The organism is Pedobacter gandavensis, assembly GCF_032677645.1.
GTDB lineage: Bacteria > Bacteroidota > Bacteroidia > Sphingobacteriales > Sphingobacteriaceae > Pedobacter > Pedobacter gandavensis_A.
Genome location: NZ_JAVTSB010000001.1, coordinates 427,767 through 449,810, shown reverse-complemented (window position 1 = coordinate 449,810; position 22,044 = coordinate 427,767). Strand labels below are relative to the sequence as shown.

The following is a 22,044-nucleotide window of genomic DNA, read 5'->3' as shown; positions in this document are numbered from 1 at the left end:
ATGAATAACATCCACATCCCACCGGTAGTCAAAAACCTGCTCATTATTAATGCGCTTTTTTTTGCTGCAAAATACGTTTTTAGTAATACAGGAATCGACCTGGACTATTTACTCGGCGCTTTTTACTTCGACTCCCAGTATTTTAGAATCTGGCAGCCGGTTACCTACATGTTTATGCATGGCGATTTCATGCATATTTTCTTCAATATGTTTGCCTTGTTTATGTTTGGTGGCGTGATTGAAAGCAGGTGGGGAACGAAACGCTTTATTAATTTTTACCTGATCACCGGATTGGGAGCTGTAGCCCTGCAAATGGGGGTACAGGCCTATGAAGTGTATCAGATCACTGGATCAGTTTTCCACAATCCTGTGCTGGTTGATTTAACCAGAGGGGTAGCCCAGGTAGGGATTCCCGGGATCTCAGCAGAGGCCAGAAACACCCTGATCGGGATTTATGGTTTCCCTATGGTAGGTGCTTCCGGCGCTATTTTTGGACTGCTGGTTGCCTTTGGGATGTTATACCCAAATACGGAAATGTACATCATGTTCATTCCAATCCCTGTAAAAGCAAAATACATTATCCCGGTTTATATTTTAATGGAATTGTCTTTAGGAGTTGCACAGATTCCCGGTGATTCAATTGCCCATTATGCACACCTTGGTGGCGCATTATTAGGCTTTATTCTGGTGAAATTATGGAAAGACAAGGACAACAATAGATTCTTTAAATACTATGAATAAGTCTTTTTTTGAAGAGCTGAAATACAAAGTATTTCAATCGGGGAATCCCGTGTTTTTTTACATAGGTATCAATGTGCTGATCTTTTTGATCGTCGCATTTATGGGTATCCCTTTCTTCCTTTCGGGTGTGTCATCTGTAGATTTTCCTGCTTTTGTGCGGGAATATTTCGGCTATCCGGCATCCATAGCGAAGTTACCTGTAAGGTTTTACACCGCGATCACTTATCAGTTTTTTCATGATGGATTTTTCCATCTGCTGTTCAATATGCTTTGGTTATTCTGGATGGGGAAACTCTTCCTGGATTTCTTAAACGTCAGACAGTTTCATTTTGTATACCTCTGCGGAGGAATTGCTGGTGCAGCGATGTACACCCTGGCTTATACCTTATTTCCTGTTTTTTCGGCATCTGCCGGAACGGCAACCGTAATCGGTGCTTCGGCCTCGGTCATGGCGGTAATTGTAGCGGTAGCTACTTTAGTGCCTGATTATAGCATCAAAATGATGTTGTTGGGGGATGTAAAACTGAAGTACCTGGCCATGGGCTATATTGCGATGGACCTGGTCGGTCTGGCTTCTCCTAATGGCGGCGGTATATTTGCCCATCTGGGTGGTGCTTTATTTGGCTTTGCATACATTACCCTGTTGCAAAAAGGGAAGGATTGGAGCAAGCTCTTCAAAAGAAAACCTAAGCTAAAGGTGGTTAGAAATGATAGTCCGAAATCAGCAGCCAAAAATAAAACCAGTTCGGTTAATCAAACGGAAGTAGATGCGATTTTAGATAAGATTTCTAAATCCGGATATGATAAATTAAGTAAAGACGAAAAGGAAACTTTGTTTAAGGCCAGCAAACATTAATGAAGCAATCAAAACCTACATTTTTTGATAAACTGGTTCGTTTAATCGCGGTGGTTTTAGCCTTGACTTTAGTGTTGGGTTTCCTTGCAGGTCGTTTTGACCCGAGGAAATATCAATTGATCGCATTTTTCGGCCTTGCCTATCCTTTTATTCTCTTTCTGAATATCTTTATGGTGATCTGGTGGTGTCTGCGTAAACGCTGGACATTTGCCATAGGCACTGTTGCCCTGATTCTGGTAGGCTGGCAAGCGCTAACCGCTACCCTTGGTATTTTCGGACAAGCGGATAAAGGCCCGAAATATGATCCTAAAGCTTTGCGGATGATGACTTACAATGTCCATAGCTTTAAGCCTTACGGATTGGAGAATGTAGAATCTGTAAAACAACAGATGCTGGAACTGATCGAAAAAGAAAATCCTGATGTCATTTGCTTTCAGGAATATTTTACCCGTAAAAAAGGATCTTTTGACATTACCGATAGCCTGAAAAGGATTCTGAAAACCAAACACTTCTATTTCGTGCCTTCCAGTAAGAACGATTATGAGGCTACAGGATTAGCTATTTTTTCCCGTTACCCGATTAAGGATACCGGAACGATTGCTTTTGGACCAAACTTCGGCGGCAATGCCAGTATTTTCGTGGACATTCAGGTTGATCAAAAGAAACTCCGCGTGTACAATATTCATTTACAGTCTATCTCTTTTGATAAGCAGGATTACAGCTATATTGATCAGGTGGCGAAAAAGATGGATGCAGAGATCAAGCCTTCTAAAAGGATCCTGGTACTGCTCAGAAATGCTTTTCTAAAGAGAAGTGATCAGGTAGACATCATGAAGGCCCATATGGCCAAATGCCAGACGCCTTTTCTGATTGCCGGTGATTTTAATGATACCCCTGCTTCTTATGCGGTTACTCAATTGACAAAATCTTTACACAATACTTTTCAGCAGGAGGGCACCGGCCTGGGAAGAACCTATAATGGTAAGTTTCCTAACTTCCAGATTGATTATATTGCCACTACAAAAGACATCAAAGTGTTGAATCATCTCGTGATTCCCGCTAAATTGTCAGATCATTTTCCTGTTCGCAGTGATTTGATATTAACACCCTAAAATTTTTACCTTTACAAGATGAATACAGGCTTACAGCTCTACAATACCCTAACACGTAAAAAAGAACTTTTTGAACCGCTAAACGCACCTCATGTAGGTATGTATGTGTGCGGACCTACTGTTTACAGTGATGTTCACCTGGGCAATTGTCGTACGTTCATTTCATTTGATTTGATCTTCAGGTATTTGAAATATAGTGGCTATAAAGTCCGTTATGTGCGTAATATTACCGATGCCGGCCATTTGGAAGGTGATCGTGATGAAGGTGATGACAAGTTTGCCAAAAGAGCAAAACTGGAGCAACTGGAGCCGATGGAAATCGTACAAAAGTATACTTTGGGCTTCCATGATGTATTGAGAATGTTCAATACGCTGCCGCCAAGTATCGAACCTACCGCTACCGGACACATCATCGAACAGATCGAAATGATCAAAGAGATCATGAACAACGGATATGCGTATGAGTCTAACGGAACCATTTATTTTGATGTAGAAAAATACAGTCAAACTTATAACTATACCATTCTGACCAACAGAAACCTGGAAGATATGCTGGCCAATACCAGAGAACTTGGTGGACAGAATGAAAAGCGTGGCAGATTGGATTTCGCGCTTTGGATTAAAGCAAAGCCGGAAACACTGATGCGCTGGGCTTCTCCATGGGGCGAAGGTTTCCCGGGATGGCATATCGAATGTTCCGCAATGAGTGCCAAATATCTGGGTGCAGAATTTGATATTCATGGTGGTGGAATGGATCTTGCGGCAACGCACCATACCAATGAGATCGCACAATCTGAAGCTTGCAGCCATAAACAACCGGCCAAATACTGGATGCATACCAATATGCTAACGGTAAACGGGACGAGAATGTCGAAAAGCGCAGGTAACGGATTTTTACCGGAGCAGTTGTTTACCGGTGACCATGAACTGCTGGACAAAGGATTTAGTCCGATGACCGTGAAGTTTTTCATGTTACAGGCACATTACCGCAGTACTTTGGACTTTTCAAATGAGGCTTTGGATGCTTCTGAAAAAGGTTTCAAAAGATTGATGAATGCCTTGAGTTTACTGGATAAATTAACACCTTCAGAAAGCAGCGATTTCGACATTACGCCAATCGTAGACAATTGCGTAAAAGCAATGAACGATGATTTCAACAGTCCGGTGGTGATTGCAGAATTGTTCGAAGCCAGCAGAATCATCAATACGGTATATGATGGTAAAGGGAAAATTTCGGCAGCAGAACTAGATAAGCTTAAGCAATTGATGCAGGATTTCGTCTATGACATCTTCGGATTGAAAGATGAGGAAACTTCTAATATCGCACTGAATTCTGTATTAGATATGGTGATCGACTTGCGCCAGACTGCAAAAGAGAACAAAGATTATGCAACTTCTGATAAAATCCGACTAGGACTTCAAAGTATGGGAATCCAGTTGAAAGACAGTAAAGAAGGAACAACCTGGAATAAAGCTTAACAATGTTTATTTGTTAATTACTTTTATCATTCAGAATTCTCAGAACTATTATATTCGTACCAAACATTTTAGCGCTAATGCAATTAGCGCTAAATATATATTATCAGATTTATCTGTACTAAACAACATTATTATTCAAACTATTTCAAATCATGATCAATAAAGTCCTTTATACGATGGTAGCCCTTGCGATGACAGTTAGTGCTTATGCACAAAAGTCGGACGGAACCACTAAATCTCTTGTTAAAGCAGAGAAAGAATTTGCAGAAAACCTGGCAAAACATGGCGCAAAAGCTGCGTTTACTACTTTTTCTTCAAATGACGCTTTGGTATTCAGACCAAATCCGGTAAATGCAAAAACTTATTATGCCACAGCAGAGGATACGAAAGATCTGAGCTGGACACCAACTTATGCCAGAGTAGCGAAGAGTGGCGACTGGGGTTTCACTACAGGACCATTTACAGCTAATGGCGAGGAGAAAACTTTTGGCCAGTACCTGTCGATCTGGAAAGCGAAAGATGGTAAATGGGAATTGGCAATGGACCTTGGCGTTACGCACAATAAACCATTGAACAAGGCACAAGACTCATTTGTTGAGCCTAAAGAATTCTACACGCCTAAGTTTGCGACAGAGAAACAAAAAGCTGCGGGAGCTGATATCATCGCGACTACAGAAAAGACCTTAAATACGACTTTGAAGTCTTACGGACCGATTGCTTTTGCAAGTTTCGTAAACCCTGATGTTAGGGTATTGTTCCCGGGTTATGAGCCGATCATTGGAAAAGCAAATGCAATGGCCTTCTACAATGGTATGGTGAAAAACATGATACTTAAAACCACTAAAGTGGATAAAGCATTGGGTGGCGATATGGCCTATACTTACGGTGTAGCTACGATCGATTATAAAGCTGACCTGAGAGAAAGCTTCAACTACGTGTTTATTTATGAGCGTCAGGCTGATCACAACTGGAACTTGATTATGCAGGTTTTCACACCAGCAGAACGTTAATCAAATGAAAAGATAAAGAAAGGGTTTTTAAAGGTTTAACTTAAAAACCCTTTTTTTGTGTCTTACATTTTTTGTACCCTATATTTTAATCCTTTATTTTAATATGGTTTACCATTTTCCTGATACCTGATAGTTTTCTTAAGCTATTTAGATAAGGATCGTTCTTTATCTACGTTATGGATGAGAAGTAACCATAATTAATGAATAACCACACTTAATGAAGAAACAAATACTAATCCTTGCGGCAATGTTGATGGCCGCTCAGAGTCAGGCTCAGAAATTTGATTTGCAGGGCCAGAGAGGCGCCAGAGGCATCATGCCGGAAAACACCATCCCTGGAATGATTAAAGCCTTAGATCTAGGCGTAAATACCTTAGTGATGAATGCGGTGATTTCCAAAGATAAACAGGTGATTCTTTCTCAGGAACCGTATTTCAATGCAGAAATCAGCCTTAAGCCGGATGGTAAAGCCATCAGCTTAAAAGATCAAAAGAAATACAACATCTATCAGATGAACTATGAGGAGATTAAGAAATTCGATGTCGGCAGTAAAATCCATAACCGCTTTCCGGGTCAGCAGAAATTTAAAGTGTCTAAACCTTTACTGGAAGAAACCCTGGACTCAGTAGAGGCCTATGTGAAGGAAAACAGGTTGTCTAAACCTAATTACAGCATTGAAACTAAACTGATCCCTAAAGGGGATGGGGAGTTTCAACCGGAACCAGCAGAGTTTGTAGACCTGATCATGGAGATCGTCAAAAGAAAGAAACTGGAGAAAAGGGTGACTATACAATCATTTGATATCCGTACGCTTCAATATCTTCATGAAAACTATCCTAAGATAAAAACAGGATTGCTGATTGATGAGAAGGAAGATTTTGAGAATAACCTGGCGCAATTGGGTTTCAAACCTACGGTATATAGCCCATACTCGGTATTGGTGGGTAAAAGCCTGGTAGACCGATGCCATGAAGCAGGAATTAAAATCATCCCATGGACCATCAATTCTACGAAGGAAATGAAGTACCTGATTGGCTTAGGTGTAGATGGTCTGGTAACGGATTATCCAAACCTGTTTAAAGCAGAGTTGCTAAAAGGGGAATAAGGCCCATGTAATCGCGGAAACGTATAGAAAACAGCCAATAAAAATAACAGTTTATAAAAAGAGCGGCCTTGAAAATTTTCAAGGCCGCTCTTTTTATATCAATTAACAGCAGGCTAAAAGAATGGGTCTGCGCTGTTCATCAGCAATACTTTAAAACAGGTTTCTAATGATCTGTTCCATAGAAAGACCTTCTGCTTCTGCGCGGTAATTCCTCACAATCCGGTGTCTTAAAATGGCTTCTGCTACGGCTTGTACATCTTCAATATCCGGAGAATACTTGCCTGAAATCGCCGCATGGCATTTTGCACCAATGACAAGGAACTGAGAAGCCCTTGGGCCAGCACCCCAGCTGATGTATTTGTTGACCTCTTCTTTGGCGTGTGCGGTATGCGGACGGGTCTTACTCACCAGTTTAACGGCATATTCGACCACATTATCTGCGATAGGTATATTTCTAACCAGTTTTTGGAAGTATTGGATCTGCTGGGCATTGATGATCTTTTTCAGCTGAACCACCTCATTACTGGTTGTATTTTTAACGATAGTCAATTCTTCTTCAAAAGAAGGATAACCCAAATGCACATGGAACATAAAACGATCCAGTTGAGCTTCCGGAAGGGGATAAGTTCCTTCCTGTTCAATCGGATTCTGCGTAGCCAATACAAAGAAAGGGTTGGGCAATACATGTCTTTGTCCGGCAGCAGTAACCGCTTTTTCCTGCATGGCCTCTAATAGTGCGGCCTGGGTTTTTGGCGGTGTTCTGTTGATCTCATCTGCAAGGATGATATTTGAGAATATCGGCCCGGGAATGAATTTAAAGTTGCGGTCTTCCCCAAGGATTTCTGCACCGATGATATCACTGGGCATTAAATCCGGAGTGAACTGGATCCTGTTGAAATTAAGATCCAGTACATTCGATACCGTTTGAACCAGCAGGGTTTTTGCCAGGCCGGGAACGCCGACCAGCAGGCAGTGACCATTGCTGAAAATGGATATTAAAACCGATTTAACCACCTCATCCTGCCCAATAACCACTTTGCCAATCTCGGCTTTAATGTCTTTGTATACCTGATGTAAGGCGTCTACTGCTTTAATGTCGTTTTCAAACTGCATAGAATTATTTCTTAGAAGCCTGAGCCCAGATTTTTAATTCATCACACTGATCATAATCTTCTCCGATTCTGATGTACGTGTTTTCTCTTCTTTTCTCAAACCACTCACTTAAGGTACGGTCAACTTTAGCTTGTTGTGCTCTTTCTTTGAATTTCGCATAATCTTGCTCCAGGTTTCCTTTGTGTGGTGGAATTTTAGATTTCAGGTATAATAATTTATAACCTTCTTTACCATCCTGACCAGTGAAAAGTACTGGCTTAGAGATGTCACCAACTTTCATGGTATCTACGACTAAGAATACTTTAGGGTCAAGTTTGTCTGCAGGAATGAAGGTTGTTCTAGCCGTTACATTATCTGCATAAAGGATCATTCCACCATTGTATTGTGATTCTTTATTGTCTGAATACAATGAAGCAGCGGTAGAAAAAGTAATTTTTTTATTAACGAGGTTGTTGTAAATACTGTCTGCCTGAAGTTTTACACGCTCTAAACTTTCTGGTGTAATCTGTGGACGAACCAAAATGTGACGGGCCTGAACCTGTTCTCCACGACGCTCAATGACTTGTAAAATATGGAAACCATGTTCTGTTTCAAAAACCGGAGAAACTTCACCAGCTTTCAATTTGAAGGCCCATGCAGTAAATTCTTTTACCATTCTGGTACGGTCAAAGAAACCTAAATCACCCCCATCAGGTGCTGATCCCGGATCTTCCGAGTATGATTTTGCAAGGAAAGCAAAGTCTTCACCACTTTTAACCCTTAACCTTAAAGCATCAATTTTATCATGGAATTTCTGTTTCTCTGCTTTCGTCAGTTTTGGGTGAAGCACGATTTCTCCAACCTCAAATTCTGTAGGAATATCAGGTAAGCTGTCTTTTTTATAAGAATCAAAGTATTTTTTAACCTCAAGAGGAGTGATGCTCACATCTTTGGTGATGTGTTGTTGCATATTGTCAGAAATCAACTGCTCTTTAATGTCCGGTCTGATTTCATCTTTGTATTGCAATACTGAACGGTTTAGGAATTGCTCTAAACGCTCTTCGCCACCTGCACGTTGGATTTGCATACGCATTCTCTTTTCGACTTCATTGTCTACCTGAGATTCATCCACCGTAATTGAATCGATTTCTGCCTGTTGTTTCAGCAATTTCTGCGCAAGCATTTGTTGTAAGATATAGCATTTTACCTTTTCATCTGCTGGATTACCAGAGTTCAGGTATTGCGCATATTGTTGGTTCAAATCAGATAATAAAATGATATTATTCCCTAATACAGCAACAACTTTATCAATATTTTTCTTTTGCGCTTGTGTGTTTAAAAACAAACAGATCAATCCGCCTGTAATCACTAAAAGTTTCTTCATTCTATGTACGTTCAATTATAATCTTTTGCAAATTTAACATTAATATTTTGGAGGCGTTATCCTTATAATTTCGCCAGTTTTCTCAATTCAGCTTCATTTACTTTCACCGGATAACGCTGTCTTAATTTATCCAGCCAGTCTTTTTCCAGCGCATGCTCATAATCAGCGATCACTATTCCTTTTTGTTCCTCGAAAGAACCTTCCCCATAAAGCGGCTGGTTTCTTTCATAAAAGTTGCGGAGTTGGTGGGCATCATTTTGAGCTCTATCCCAAACTTTTAACTCAGATACATTAAACATCAGTACGGCATTTTTGTACTCATTAATTACCATGGAGTATGTAGCTTTTGGAATGGATGTCTTTTTTTGAGCGCGTAGGGCGGTTTCATAATCTTTTATTTCTGAAAGATAAGCCGTATCCTTATCAAAACCCATTTCTATAGCATCCAGTACTTTAAGTTTGAAATCCAGGTAGAGGTTTAAATAGTCTTCCAGTTCTTTTAATTTAACATTTGAAGTTCCGGCATGGGTTTTATTAAAAACCCACATAAATTCTTTACTGCTTACAGGTTTACCGTTAATGCTGGCTACATTTTGTGCAAATGCGCTGGCAAAGGTCATACTGAAGAAGATAATGCAACAAGTTTTTCTCACGAAAGATATATGCTATATATATTTTAAGGCATAAAAGTAATAAATAAAGGCACTATAATAGGATATTTAACTAATTTTAACAGAAAAAAGATTTCTAACAAAATCAGCATTAATGAGCAGTAAACTAACAACGAACGGAGAAGCTTTACGTTTATTTTTTACAGAGGATATTTATTTGATTAAGGGGGAGGAAGGATATTCAACTGAGGAAGTATTGGCGTCTGTTGTTCAGGAAGATAGCACTGTTTATGCGGTTGCAGAAACGGAATCACTTGCTTCAGCGACTCCGGAAAATGTTGCGGAAATCCCTCAGGAAAAGGTCTCCCTGCCTCCGGTTAGTCCGGTGCCGGCAGCAGTTCCGCAGATTCCCGTGATTCCGGTAATGGACATTCCGGTTGAAAAACCTGCCGCTTTATCCTTTACTTTCCTTGGGAAGAACAAAAAGAAGATTTTAATTCTGGTAAATGATGCGGAGCATGAGGTGAGCGATGAGCCGGGAAGAGAGTTGTTGCGTAAAATTGTGAAATCAATCAACTTAACGGCCAGTGATTTTGCCTTATTAAATTACGCGAAATACCCGACAGCCAGTTATAGCCAATTACAACAGTATTTTTCGAGTACGCTGATTTTCGCATTTGGCGTTTCTCCTGCGGATTTACAACTGGAAGCGAAGCCGGAAAATAAAATCGTAATGGAGGGAGATGTTCGTCTGATTTTCTCGGCAGAATTGAGGAAACTGGAACAACATCCGGCAGGAAAGAAAGAATTATGGGGAAGCCTTCAACAATTAGGATTATGATCACAGAATTAGTATTCGCTACAAATAACAAACATAAAACAGAAGAGGTTGGCAATTTATTGCGGGGCCAGTATAAAGTATTGAACCTGACGGATATCGGTTGTACGGTTGATATCCCGGAAACGGGGAGCACATTCGCTGAAAATGCGACTTTAAAAAGCAGTTACGTGGTAGAAAACTACCAGTTAGATTGTTTTGCAGATGATAGCGGATTAGAGATTGAAGCTTTGAACCAGGAACCGGGAATCTATTCGGCCAGGTATTCGGGGGTCAAAGATGATGCAACAAATCTAAATCTGGTCTTGCAGAAAATGGAAGGTCAGGCCAATAGAAATGCACGTTTCAGAACGGTTGTTTCACTTTTTAAAGACCATAAAAACTATCTTTTCGAAGGAATTATTAATGGGCAGATCGCGGAAAAGCCAATGGGAAACCAGGGTTTTGGTTATGATCCTATTTTTGTTCCTGAAGGTTATGACATTAGTTTCGCTCAGATGAGTATGGAGCAGAAAAATGAAATCAGTCACCGGGCAATTGCCATGCGTAAGCTGATTGCTTTCTTAAAGGAGCAACAGGCATAAGCGTATTGCTCCTTTAAATAGGATACTTTATTGCGCTTAAGAAAGCTGGTTATTGCTTTTTTAAAGGAACAGTAGGTATCGCTACCGGCGTAAGAATAGCGGCTTTAATCGGAGCCGCTTTTTTTTGCAGTTCTTTTTTAATCGAGTCTATTTTCGCGCTATCTGGTTTTATAGCGGGTATTTTCAATGGCAATGTTTTCAGAGACTCTGTCGAAGGGATACCAATCTCTTTTACGGCCTTTTTGATGTCTTTAACAGGTTTTTCCGCTGCTCCTGTCATTGGTTTCCCATCCAGAATTTCCTCCACGATATCCTTGCCATCTTTATCCTTCTTTTTAGGCTGTGGCTTCGGGCCTTTAGGTCCGGCAGGTTGCTTTGCTCCGGGTTTAGGTTTCGGTTTACCATTGATCACCTCTTTTTTCGACAAAGGTCTCAGTTCTGGCTTCCAGACAAAACCCGTTAAGAAAATATCATCTTTAAGCTCCTTAATCGGTACTCTTAACCCTTCCGTATCTTTAATGGTAATGATCTCGGAGATCTCTTTTTCTTTAAAAATGATCTTTATCCGGCTACTTACCGTCTGGTTCATTTCCGTGTAAATACTGTCTTTTTCCCGGTTGTAATAGACACTTTCTGCATTTCCGTCGACAAACATTCGGTTCAGCTTACCATCGATGAAAAATCCGGTAATTAGTTTTCCTTTGATCTGATTAAACCTGGCAGAATCTAAGTTTACATTCACCATAAATGCGTTATTCAGCACCTGTGAGGTATTCAATTGTTTGTCTTTTAGTTTCAGGTAAATGGTGTCACCTGTTTGCTGCGAACCTTCTGCCCAAAGGACAGGTTTTCCATACCAGCGAAGCGTAGAATCTGAACTGGTGTAAAACAGCGAATCAGCTCTGGCCTGCATATTAGATTTATAGACCCTCACATTGTGGTAAGCTTTAATGATCCTTGTTTTTACCGTATCCGCAGGGTTAAAAGGAACAGAATCGGGAACGATTGCCTTGCCAACTGCCTTAACTCCTGCGATGGCTTTTCCGGTTGCTGCTTTATCTCCTGCTAAAGTTTTTGCGCCTGCTACGGCCTTGCCAACAACCGCTTTATTTCCCGCTATAGCCTTCTTTCCAGCTGTAACAGCACCATTGTTTTTCGCATTTGCGATGCCCTTATTCAGCGCATTAACTTTATCCTTTTCCGGACTAAGCCCGGTATTAAGAGAATCTTTTAAAGCACTTTTCAAGGCATCTTTAATGGTGTTTTCCGGCTGGATCACCTCTGCGGCCGGCAGTACCTTCAATATCGTGCTGTCGGCAAGAACTGGTTTTAGCGCCTTTTTACTTAAAGGGATCTCCTTCTTTTTAATCGGAATAGTGTCGTTTTTTAAAGGGATATTTCCTTTAGAAAGCGAATCCGCAGTTGTAGAAAATTTTGTTTTACCAGAATCTAAAGGGTTCAGCGGAAGGGCAGCTACCGGTTGCTTATCCTTCTTCTTCTCTTCTTTTTTATCGGTAGCGGCAACAGTTTGTTTCGCGCCGATTTTCTCTTCATCCGGTTCTTCTGCTTCTCCCATTTCATTGTCTTTTTTCAGGACAGGGGAGGCGATTAGTTTTAAGGTTTTAAGGAGTACCATCTGTGTTTCCAGGGTATCAGCGCCCATCCATAAACTGTCTGCCTGGAGCTTTTTACCGACCATGACGGAATCGGCAGTACCCATTCCTACATAAGGTTTTTGGGTGACCACCGTGCGCTGGTCGATTTTGTAATAGTAGCCCAGTTGGCCGTACATCACTATTTTATCCACCGTATCTTTAAAGACAATATTCCTGACAGCCTTACCATATCCGGCGATGCCATCATAATATAAACTATCACCTTTCAGCGATTTTGAACCTGTGGTATAGAGGTTTTTCTTTCCAAAATAAGCGTATTGAGTTTTTGTATTATAGGCCCCGTCTTCGGTATACAGGTTGTCATCTTTGCCTTTGATATTGGTTGGGCCATAGAAATAGGACCAGTTACTGAGGGTGTTATATCTTAACGTGTCGGATGTTATCCTGGTTTCCGGAGTGACTACCACTACATCATAGCGGAAATAAGCATCCCGGGATCCGGAAAAATAATACCCGTTTTTACTGGTCAGGGTTACATCTTTATTCACAATCTTACCACCGGTGGTATAAATTCCCACTTTACTGCCCAGGTTATAATCCAGAATATTGGTGGTTAAAACCGACTCTTTGTCGATCATTCTTACATTACTGGTTAAGTGTGCATTTTTAGTATTCCCATCATAAGTGAGGCGGTCAGAATAAATATTGATGGTATCTGCCTGGTTGATGTGTACATTACCAAAGGCATCAAACATATTTTTCGATTCATAAAATACGGCACTATCGCAAGCCAGTGTGGCATTGTCTTGCTGGAATACCGGATTTCTCAGGAATGTGGTATTGATATTCTTTTCTACCCGGGCTCGTTGTGAGCTTTTCAGAATGATTTTAGTCTTCTGCTGAGCAAGTAGAGAAAACGATAGAAGGAATAAAATAAAAAAAATAGATAGTTTCTGCACGTTACAAAGTTAGTTTTTTGCTTACCATTTTCATCAGAATAAATAGCCCTCAATTTAGCTATTTTGAGCTTTCTTTAAAGATCTGTAAAAATAATAGCGATTATCTATAGGCTAAACGTATAAAACACAAAATTTACTACAGGCTAAAATTAAAATCCGTTAGTAAATGCTATTTTTGAAAGATGCTACCTCTACCTCAATTTAAAGCTTATATCCAGCAAAACGCCCTTTTCTCTACCGAAGATCAGATTCTTCTGGCCGTTAGTGGGGGTAGGGATTCTGTTTTAATGGCCCATCTGTTTAAACAGGCGGGTTATAATTTCGGAATCGCCCATTGCAACTTTAACTTAAGAGGGGAGGAGTCTGTCCGCGATGAACATTTCGTGAAAATGCTGGCGGCTACCTTAGCTGTGCCGGTTTATGTGAAGCATTTCGATACCAAAGCCTACGCCAACAGCCATAAAATCTCTATCCAGATGGCGGCAAGAGATTTAAGATACCAATGGTTTGAGGAATTGAGCAAGGCAGAAGGTTACGCGTATATCGCCCTCGCGCAACATCAGGATGATGCGATAGAAACCGTCTTGTTAAACCTGACACGCGGCACTGGCATTGCCGGTTTGCATGGCATCCTGCCGAAAAGAGGTAAGCTGATCCGGCCGCTGTTGTTTTTAACCCGCAAGACGATCAATGATTTGATTGATGCTGAAAACATTGATTACGTAGAAGACAGCTCTAACCTGAGCGCTAACTATGCCAGAAATAAAATCCGCTTAAAGGTGATCCCGCAATTGAAAGAGATCAATGCAAGCCTGGAACTCACTTTTCAGCAGAACATACAACGATTTGCAGATACCGAGCAGGTGCTACAGCAAGTAGTGGCAGACTTACGCAGTTCCATGTTTAGAACGGAGCATGACGGCCATTACCTATCAATTGAAAAGGTGAAAAATCTGAATCCGCAGAAACTGCTGATGTTCGAACTGTTGAAGCCTTACCATTTTTCGGAATCGGTGATTGGCGATCTGATCCAGGCGCTGGACAAGCAAAGCGGAATATCTTTTTACAGCAATAGCCATCAACTCACTGTAAACAGAGCAGATCTGATTATTAGTCCACTGAAAAGGGAAGCAAACGGACATCATTTGCTTTGGCATCCCACAACAGATAAAATAGAAACGCCAAATGGGACTTTGAGCAGTATACATCTGAGCAAAGCAGAATTTGATAAAGATTACCAAATCGAAAGAGACCCAAACAAAGCCTACCTCGATACGGATCAATTGATTTATCCCTTAATTTTAAGAAGCAGACATCCTGGTGATAAGTTCAAACCCTTCGGTATGAAACATTATAAAAAGCTCAGTGACTTTTTTATTGATGAAAAGATACCGGTCACCAGGAAAGATACGGTACCAATTTTGCTGAATGGAAATGGAGAAGTGATTTGGCTTGCAGGAATGCGTCAGGACAACCGATATAGAATCGGGCCTGCGACAAAAAATATCACGATATTGACCTATACAGTGGCACATATTACAAATTCTAAACAATCTTAACCTGCTTGCTTTACGATCCAAAGGAAAAAACAAGTAACTTTATTGAAAATTATATAGATGGGGAACCGATACGCTTTTTTGGAGAAACAATATATAGGCCGCGATTATATCCGAATCTGTATTCGTTTGGTAATGGCAGCATTTTGTTTTGCGGCTTATGTTTACGAACGTGACCGCGACAATACCCAGGACTTATTTTTAGTAGTAGGTTTCGGAATCATTGCTGTCTCTATCATTTTGCTTTTCATGATTCAATACAAAACCATCATTGAAGATAAAAAGATCCTGATCGACGGATTATGGTCGGCCAGAAAAGTAGAAATCGACCTGAATACCATCAAAAGCGTAAGAAAAGATACGTATAGCAATTACCTGTTCAACAATCCTGTTTATAACCTCCACCGAAAAGGGAGTGTACGCTTCTATTCTTCCGGAAAAGATGCCGTTGTACTGACCGATCGCGATGGTTTCGAATACTTCATTGGTACCCAACGCCCCAACGAAATGTATCTGGTAATAAAAGACCAGATGAAATCTTAAATAATTGCATTTGTTTAACACAAAGTTCAGTTTAAGTAGTGTTCTTTGCATTGTAAAAACAAAAGAAATCAAACCGTTTTTCTGGATTGGTGTTGTCTTTACAGCAGGTTAAATAATCGACTGTATCAGAGTAAGATCTCGCATTCGATTTCCTGTATTTGAGATAAGAATATCACAAAAAAACAAATTCGCTAGAATGAAAATAGGTATTGTATGTTACCCAACTTTTGGAGGTAGTGGCGTTGTCGCTACTGAATTAGGTAAAGCGCTCGCTGATGAAGGACATCAGGTACATTTTATTACTTATAGTCAGCCTGCACGCCTCGACTTTTTCTCTGCCAACTTATTCTATCATGAAGTATCTGTGAGGGATTATCCCTTATTTGATTATGCACCTTATGAATCCGCACTGGCGAGCAAGCTCGTAGATGTAGTTCGTTTCGAACAACTGGATATTCTCCACGTTCATTACGCCATTCCTCATGCTTCAGCCGCATTTATGGCCAAGCAGATTCTGGAAACTTACGGGATATACATTCCTTTTGTAACCACGCTTCACGGAACTGACATCACCCTGGTAGGGAAAGATCCTACTTATAAACCAGTCGTTACGTTCTCGATCAATAAATCTGATGGCGTAACTACGGTATCACAAAATCTGAAAGAAGATACAGAAGCTCATTTTGAGATCACGAATGAGATCAAAGTGATCCCCAATTTTATAGATTTTAAACGCTTTAGCTTACAACCAAAAGATCACTTTAAAAAAGCAATTGCCCCAAATAACGAACGCATCTTAATCCACACGTCCAACTTTAGAAAAGTGAAACGTACTCAGGATGTGATTCTAACTTTTGATAAGATTCAGAAAAAGATTCCTTCTAAGTTATTGATGGTTGGAGATGGCCCTGAGCGTGTCTATTGTGAGCAATTGTGCAGAGATCTGGGTATTTGCGAACATGTTCGCTTCCTTGGGAAACAAGATGCGATAGAAGAGATTCTTTCCGTATCTGATTTATTCCTGATGCCTTCAGAATCTGAAAGCTTTGGATTAGCCGCCCTGGAAGCTATGGCCTGTAAAGTACCGGCGATTACCTCTAATGCAGGTGGATTACCTGAATTAAATGTAGATGGTTTCTGTGGTTTCATGAGCAATGTTGGCGATGTAGAAGATATGGCCGCTAAAGGAATCCAGATTCTGGAAAATGACGAGGTATTACAACAGTTTAAAGAAAACGCTTTCATCAGAGCACAAGATTTCGACCTGAAGAAAATCCTTCCAATATATGTGGATTATTACAGCCAGATTATTGAAGAAGCAAAAAATAATAATCCTTTGAAAGTGGTATTAAAAGCAGCCAGTAAATAAGGGATCAAAACTAATTTTAATGATAAACAAAACAGGCCTTCGGATATTCCGAAGGCCTGTTTTGTTTATATACGCATATTGCTGATTTATCTAACCGGCGCAAAGATTAAACATACCGGAGCACCTACTTCAATTCTTTTACCGGTATCCGTTAATGCACCTGTTTCCAGGTTGCGTTCAAAGATGACGATGTCATTGGTATATTGGTGCGCCACTAATAAATATTTTCCTGTTGGATCAATGGCAAAGTTTCTCGGGCCTTTTCCTAAAGTAGGCACATAACCTCTAACACTTAGCAAGCCACCTTTTTCAATTGCAAAAATGGTGATCTTATTTTCTGTACCTCTGTTGCTGGCGTATAAAAACTTACCATCCGGAGAAAGCTGAATATCGGCAGCGCCATTTTCTCCTTTGAAACCATCTTCTGTAATTTTAGTCTCCTGAATTTCGGTCAGACTGCCATCGCTGTAACTGAATACGGTGATCCCGCCATCGATTTCATGAATCAGGTAGGCATATTTAGCGTCTTTACTGAAAACAAGGTGTCTTGGACCCGCGCCAGGGTTAACGGCTACACTATCTTTAAGGGTTAACACCTTAGCGCCACCATCCGGGTTATACTTATATATATAGACCTTATCCGTACCGAGGTCGTCTACCACCACATACTTATGATCTGGCGTAAATTGTACCATGTGTACATGGGAACTTCCCTGACGGGCTTTATCCACGCTTTTTCCGCTATGTTTCAGCAATTGTTTCAAAGGTGATAAGGCGCCATTCTTTTCAATACCGAAAACGGAGATACTCCCACCCGAATAATTGGCGGTAATCACGTTTTTCTGATCTGCGATGATGTAGCAAGGATCGGCACCCAGCGTAGGTTGCTTGTTTAAGAAAGTCAGCTTTCCGGACAGGGCATCAAACTTAAAAGCGCTTGCTGCACTGGTTTCCGAAGTTTCGTTTACCGCATAGATCGTTTTATGGCCATCACCTAAAGCCAGGTAACTTGGGTTCTCAACGTTTTTGGTGATACTTTTTGCTTTCGTAACCGCCGTAGTGGCATCGAAATCGTAGACATAAATCCCCTCACTTTTCCCTGTATTCGTGTACGTACCAACAATTAAATTATAATCTTTTTTCTGTGCACAGCTTTGTAATGCGAGCATAATAACCGGGAAAAATAAGAGTTTCTTCATGAGGGCTAATTTATTTAAAATAATCTTAAAAAAACAAAAGCCTGTTCCTTACATGAAGTAAAGAACAGGCTAATGGTATTTTATCGGATCTTAAAGAAAAGATTACTTGATCAGATGTTTGATCTGAATCAATTCATGCTCTTCTAAATATCTCCATCTTCCACGTGGAAGGTCTTTTTTAGTTAAATTACCGTAAACTACACGGTCAAGTTTCACCACATCATAACCTAAGTGTTCAAATATTCTTCTTACGATTCTATTTTTACCACTGTGGATCTGAATGCCGATCTCTTTTTTACTACCACCAGCAACATAAGAAATGTTATCCGGTTTGATCACACCATCTTCCAATTCTAAACCGAATTGAATTTTGTTGAAATCACCTTGACTTAAAGTCTTACTTAGCTCTACATGGTAGATTTTAGTAATGCCATTTCTTGGGTGAGATAATTTATCAGCAAGATCGCCATCATTGGTCATCAATAATAAACCTGTAGTATTACGGTCTAATCTTCCTACCGGATAAATGCGTTCTCTGCTTGCTTTCTCTACCAATTGCATTACAGTACGACGTTCCTGAGGATCTTCAGTAGTCGTGATGTAATCTTTAGGTTTGTTTAATAACACGTAAATTTTCTTTTCGCGTTTCAACAACTCACCATTGTAACGGATCTCATCTTTCGCAGGGTCAATTTTATGACCTAGTTCAGAAATTGCTTCCCCATTAACAGATACTACACCAGCAGCAATAAGCTCATCCGCTTTACGACGGGAACAAATTCCTGAATTGGCGATGTAACGGTTTAAACGAATTAAGCCATCATCCTTAACGATAGGTGCTTTTCTGCTACGCATGGTAGTAGTACCTTCTTCGCGGTCAGAACGAGGTTTGAAATCTCTTGAACCACCTTCGTCTTCTCTTTTTCTAAAAGGTCTGCTGTCAGTACTTCTTGAAGCACCGGCACCACCTCTATTATCATCAAATTTCTTGAAAGGTTGATCCCCTTTTCCGAAATGGTCTTTCTTTATATAACTACGTGTTTTGTCAGAAGGAGGTAAGTCTCTTGAGCTACCAGCACTGTGTGGACGCGCATTGAAATCTCTTGAACCGCCTTCACGTGGTTTGAAATCTCTCGATCCACCTTCACGTGGTTTGAAATCTCTTGATCCACCTTCACGTGGTTTGAAATCTCTCGATCCACCTTCACGTGGTTTGAAATCTCTCGATCCACCTTCACGTGGTTTGAAATCTCTTGATCCACCTTCACGTGGTTTGAAATCTCTTGAACCGCCTTCACGAGGTTTGAAATCTCTTGAACCGCCTTCACGAGGTTTGAAATCTCTTGAACCGCCTTCACGTGGTTTGAAATCTCTTGAACCACCTTCACGTGGTTTGAAATCTCTTGAACCGCCTTCACGTGGTTTGAAATCTCTTGATCCACCTTCACGTGGTTTGAAATCTCTTGATCCACCTTCGCGTGGTTTGAAATCCCTTGATCCGCCTTCACGAGGTTTGAAATCTCTTGATCCGCCTTCTCTAGGGTTAGAATCTCTCGGGCCACCAAACTTTTTCTCTTTCCAATCTTTGTCGTCAGACTTACCTTTATCTCTGTAAGAAGAGTCTCCTCCGCTACGATTTTGGCTTGTTGAACTTCTGTTGCCCGATTTGGACTTGTCATCCCGACTGTTCCTGTTGTTGTCTTTGTTCATGATACGCTATTATTCCGCATAATTTATGCGGATGCAAATTTAGTAAAAATCAAGCACTTTTTTGCTACTTTTTTGCGAAGTTGTCCAGGGCATAAAAAATCGCGGCCTATGGGTGTTTAAACGTGGATTTTGGGAGCAGTTTTTGTAAAAGCTTGATAGTTAAGATAATATACGTTATCTTTGCAAACGTTTTAAAATTGTTCACCAAAAAAAGGAGGAAAATGATAAAGAAACACATAATAACATTAACTGTAATAATTACATTACTGGTAATCGCAAAAGTGTTTGCTTACAACATGCCCCAAGCAGCAGAAAGTCTTTTAAAAGAAGAAACAACAAAAAATAGTGACACATTAGTATCAGAGATCGAGGAGCCAGCTCAAACAATGGCTGATCTCAAATTTGCAGAGGAAGGACTACCATTAGGGGATGCCATTGTGGAGCGGAAAATGGAAAAGGCCCTTGCTAAATTTAGTTACAGTAATCTACAAACCAACCGCTTGCATAATAAAGCAGCAGAATGGTTTCCTGTAATAGAACCAATACTTGCCGCCTACGGCATTCCTGAAGACTTTAAGTATATGCCTTTAGTTGAATCAGGTTTAAAGTCGGGCGTATCTCCAAAAGGAGCAGCAGGATTCTGGCAGTTTATGCCGGCAACTGCACGCAGTTATGGTTTGAAAGTTAATTCGAAAGTGGACGAAAGAAACAACTTACGTAAGTCCACTGTCGCTGCCGCCAAATACATCAAAGAACTCTACGGAATTTTTGACAATTGGGCTCTAGTCGCAGCTGCTTACAACGTTGGTGATAACCACATGAGAAAGCAGATTAACAGGCAAAAACAAGACAATTATTTCAAGATGAAACTGAACAGCGAAACCGCTAGTTACGTTTACAAATTGATCTCCATGAAACAGATCATGGAATATCCGGATCAGTATGGTTATAAAGCGCCAAGAGCGTTTTTAGCTTACAATGCTGAAAAGGCTGCTAACGAAGCTGATAAAGCGGAAAGCAAAGAATAAGCATAAAATATTAAGACAGACAAAGGGGGGAGCCGGAATTTATTCCGGCTTTTTGTTTTCTCAGAAAATCACTATTTTACCCAACTATGAAACTGTTAAAACTGCGCATTACCGGAATGACCTACAGCCCGGGCGAAACACTCCTCATCAGTTTTGAGCCGATAGATGCGCCAAAGCCAAAATACCTGGCCGGACAATTCTTAACGCTTGTATTTGAGGTGAATGGAAAAGAATTGAGAAGGTCATATTCCCTTTGCAGTTCTCCGGATCTGGACGAACCACTTGCTATTGCAATCAAAAGAGTAGAAAATGGAGAGATTTCCAGACTCTTACACCATAAAACTGCCATAGGCGATGTGCTCACTGCACTGGAGCCAAACGGACAATTCAGCTATCTGCCAGAGGAAGAAATCAAAAGAACGGTGTTTTTATTCGGCGCAGGCGTAGGGATCACCCCTTTATTCTCGATATTGAAGACCGCATTGCTTCGGGAAAAACATACCAAAGTCATTTTAGCGTACAGCAATAAGTCGGCAGCAGGAAGTCTGTTCTATGAAGCACTCCAGGAATGGCAACAGCGATATCCGGAGCGTTTAAAAATCATTTACCTGTTTAGCACCGCGAAAAATCTGATGATGGCCCGTTTAAACGGACAGCTCATCGAAAGAATCGTAGCAGAAAACCTGGAATTCGAAAAAACCGATACCTTATTATATACCTGCGGTCCGGTTGATTATATGGATGTCTGTAGAATCACTTTATTGAATCTCGGCTTCCAGCAATCGCAAATCAAAAAAGAAACCTTTGTACTTCCTGAAGATGAGGCCGATGAAGATGATACCACGGAAAAGACAGTAAAAGATACCAATACCTATTCCGTCATCCTGAACTTTAAAGGGGAAATCAGTGAAATTAAGGTGCCGTATAACCAGAGTATTCTGGATGCCGCTTTAGCAGCAGGAATCAACCTGCCATACAGCTGTCATGCTGGCATTTGCAGCACCTGCACTGCCAATTGTACCAAAGGCGGGGTGAGAATGGATTATAATGAAGTTTTAATGGACAACGAAATTGAAGCAGGTAGAGTGCTGGTTTGCACCGGTCACCCCACTGAAAATGGTACCACACTAGTTTGGTGAACATTATCAGCCAGAGGGGTTATTAACTTTTCTTTTGATAAAATTTTTAGCATTTTTGTGGCTGAAAATTTGTTGTCTTAAATATATAGATATCAGTATTGTTTTAATAAAAA

At 40.6% G+C, this 22,044-nt stretch carries 19 protein-coding genes; 13 read left to right on the top strand and 6 right to left on the bottom strand.

What is annotated here, in order from left to right; translation table 11 throughout:
* The 6 genes from R2Q66_RS01945 to R2Q66_RS01920 all read left to right on the top strand — a co-directional run bounded on the left by R2Q66_RS01945 (position 1) and on the right by R2Q66_RS01920 (position 6,303).
* Entirely contained in the window at positions 1 to 741 is a 741-nt protein-coding gene (locus R2Q66_RS01945; RefSeq protein ID WP_316746307.1) for a rhomboid family intramembrane serine protease, read from the top strand.
* Entirely contained in the window at positions 734 to 1,597 is an 864-nt protein-coding gene (locus tag R2Q66_RS01940) for a rhomboid family intramembrane serine protease (RefSeq protein WP_316746305.1), read from the top strand. Before R2Q66_RS01945 ends, R2Q66_RS01940 begins: the two co-directional genes overlap by 8 nt.
* A complete protein-coding gene (locus tag R2Q66_RS01935; RefSeq protein WP_316746303.1) occupies positions 1,597 to 2,709 on the top strand; it encodes an endonuclease/exonuclease/phosphatase family protein in 1,113 nt (370 codons plus the stop codon). The genes R2Q66_RS01940 and R2Q66_RS01935 overlap by 1 nt, the downstream gene beginning before the upstream one ends.
* Before the next feature lie 18 nt (positions 2,710 to 2,727).
* A complete protein-coding gene (gene cysS, locus R2Q66_RS01930; RefSeq protein WP_316746301.1) occupies positions 2,728 to 4,188 on the top strand; it encodes a cysteine--tRNA ligase in 1,461 nt (486 codons plus the stop codon).
* A 152-nt stretch (positions 4,189 to 4,340) separates the two neighbouring features.
* Positions 4,341 to 5,198 (top strand): DUF4440 domain-containing protein, encoded by an 858-nt coding sequence (locus tag R2Q66_RS01925; protein ID WP_316746298.1) that lies wholly within the window; start codon positions 4,341 to 4,343, stop codon positions 5,196 to 5,198.
* 217 nt (positions 5,199 to 5,415) lie between these two features.
* Positions 5,416 to 6,303 (top strand): glycerophosphodiester phosphodiesterase family protein, encoded by an 888-nt coding sequence (locus R2Q66_RS01920; protein WP_316746296.1) that lies wholly within the window; start codon positions 5,416 to 5,418, stop codon positions 6,301 to 6,303.
* Positions 6,304 to 6,453: 150 nt separating this feature from the next.
* Here R2Q66_RS01920 and R2Q66_RS01915 read toward each other — a convergent pair whose 3' ends face one another.
* From R2Q66_RS01915 to R2Q66_RS01905, 3 genes are all read right to left on the bottom strand, one after another.
* Positions 6,454 to 7,416, bottom strand: a complete 963-nt coding sequence (locus R2Q66_RS01915; RefSeq protein WP_316746295.1) for a MoxR family ATPase — start codon at positions 7,414 to 7,416, stop codon at positions 6,454 to 6,456.
* Between the two features lie 4 nt (positions 7,417 to 7,420).
* Positions 7,421 to 8,779 carry a peptidylprolyl isomerase gene (locus R2Q66_RS01910; RefSeq protein ID WP_316746293.1) on the bottom strand — a complete coding sequence of 453 codons (1,359 nt, stop codon included), beginning with the start codon at positions 8,777 to 8,779 and terminating at the stop codon, positions 7,421 to 7,423.
* A gap of 62 nt (positions 8,780 to 8,841) precedes the next feature.
* Positions 8,842 to 9,399, bottom strand: a complete 558-nt coding sequence (locus tag R2Q66_RS01905) for a hypothetical protein (RefSeq protein WP_316746292.1) — start codon at positions 9,397 to 9,399, stop codon at positions 8,842 to 8,844.
* A 145-nt stretch (positions 9,400 to 9,544) separates the two neighbouring features.
* Here R2Q66_RS01905 and R2Q66_RS01900 point away from each other — a divergent pair, with 145 nt between their 5' ends.
* Positions 9,545 to 10,231 (top strand): hypothetical protein, encoded by a 687-nt coding sequence (locus R2Q66_RS01900; RefSeq protein ID WP_316746290.1) that lies wholly within the window; start codon positions 9,545 to 9,547, stop codon positions 10,229 to 10,231.
* A complete protein-coding gene (gene rdgB, locus R2Q66_RS01895; protein ID WP_316746611.1) occupies positions 10,231 to 10,812 on the top strand; it encodes an RdgB/HAM1 family non-canonical purine NTP pyrophosphatase in 582 nt (193 codons plus the stop codon). The genes R2Q66_RS01900 and rdgB overlap by 1 nt, the downstream gene beginning before the upstream one ends.
* 49 nt (positions 10,813 to 10,861) lie before the next feature.
* Here the strand turns inward: rdgB and R2Q66_RS01890 are convergent, their stop codons facing one another.
* Entirely contained in the window at positions 10,862 to 13,387 is a 2,526-nt protein-coding gene (locus tag R2Q66_RS01890) for an OstA-like protein (RefSeq protein ID WP_316746288.1), read from the bottom strand.
* Between the two features lie 182 nt (positions 13,388 to 13,569).
* Here R2Q66_RS01890 and tilS point away from each other — a divergent pair, with 182 nt between their 5' ends.
* The 3 genes from tilS (at position 13,570) to bshA (ending at position 16,855) form a co-directional block, all read left to right on the top strand.
* A complete protein-coding gene (tilS, locus tag R2Q66_RS01885) occupies positions 13,570 to 14,946 on the top strand; it encodes a tRNA lysidine(34) synthetase TilS (protein WP_316746286.1) in 1,377 nt (458 codons plus the stop codon).
* A gap of 57 nt (positions 14,947 to 15,003) precedes the next feature.
* The gene (locus R2Q66_RS01880) at positions 15,004 to 15,486 is read left to right on the top strand and encodes a hypothetical protein (protein ID WP_182957471.1); all 483 of its coding nucleotides are present in this window, start codon (positions 15,004 to 15,006) and stop codon (positions 15,484 to 15,486) included.
* A gap of 196 nt (positions 15,487 to 15,682) precedes the next feature.
* On the top strand, positions 15,683 to 16,855 hold the full coding sequence (gene bshA / locus R2Q66_RS01875; RefSeq protein WP_316746284.1) for an N-acetyl-alpha-D-glucosaminyl L-malate synthase BshA: 1,173 nt from the start codon (positions 15,683 to 15,685) through the stop codon (positions 16,853 to 16,855).
* An 86-nt stretch (positions 16,856 to 16,941) separates the two neighbouring features.
* On the opposite strand, the gene R2Q66_RS01870 is transcribed toward bshA, so the two are convergent.
* The gene (locus R2Q66_RS01870; RefSeq protein ID WP_316746282.1) at positions 16,942 to 18,054 is read right to left on the bottom strand and encodes a lactonase family protein; all 1,113 of its coding nucleotides are present in this window, start codon (positions 18,052 to 18,054) and stop codon (positions 16,942 to 16,944) included.
* A gap of 102 nt (positions 18,055 to 18,156) precedes the next feature.
* Positions 18,157 to 19,764 carry a pseudouridine synthase gene (locus R2Q66_RS01865; protein ID WP_316746280.1) on the bottom strand — a complete coding sequence of 536 codons (1,608 nt, stop codon included), beginning with the start codon at positions 19,762 to 19,764 and terminating at the stop codon, positions 18,157 to 18,159.
* A 221-nt stretch (positions 19,765 to 19,985) separates the two neighbouring features.
* Here R2Q66_RS01865 and R2Q66_RS01860 point away from each other — a divergent pair, with 221 nt between their 5' ends.
* Both R2Q66_RS01860 and R2Q66_RS01855 read left to right on the top strand, forming a co-directional pair.
* The gene (locus R2Q66_RS01860) at positions 19,986 to 20,792 is read left to right on the top strand and encodes a lytic transglycosylase domain-containing protein (RefSeq protein ID WP_316746278.1); all 807 of its coding nucleotides are present in this window, start codon (positions 19,986 to 19,988) and stop codon (positions 20,790 to 20,792) included.
* Between the two features lie 86 nt (positions 20,793 to 20,878).
* Positions 20,879 to 21,931, top strand: coding sequence for a 2Fe-2S iron-sulfur cluster-binding protein (locus tag R2Q66_RS01855; RefSeq protein WP_316746276.1), 1,053 nt, complete (start codon positions 20,879 to 20,881; stop codon positions 21,929 to 21,931).
* Positions 21,932 to 22,044 lie beyond the last annotated feature (113 nt).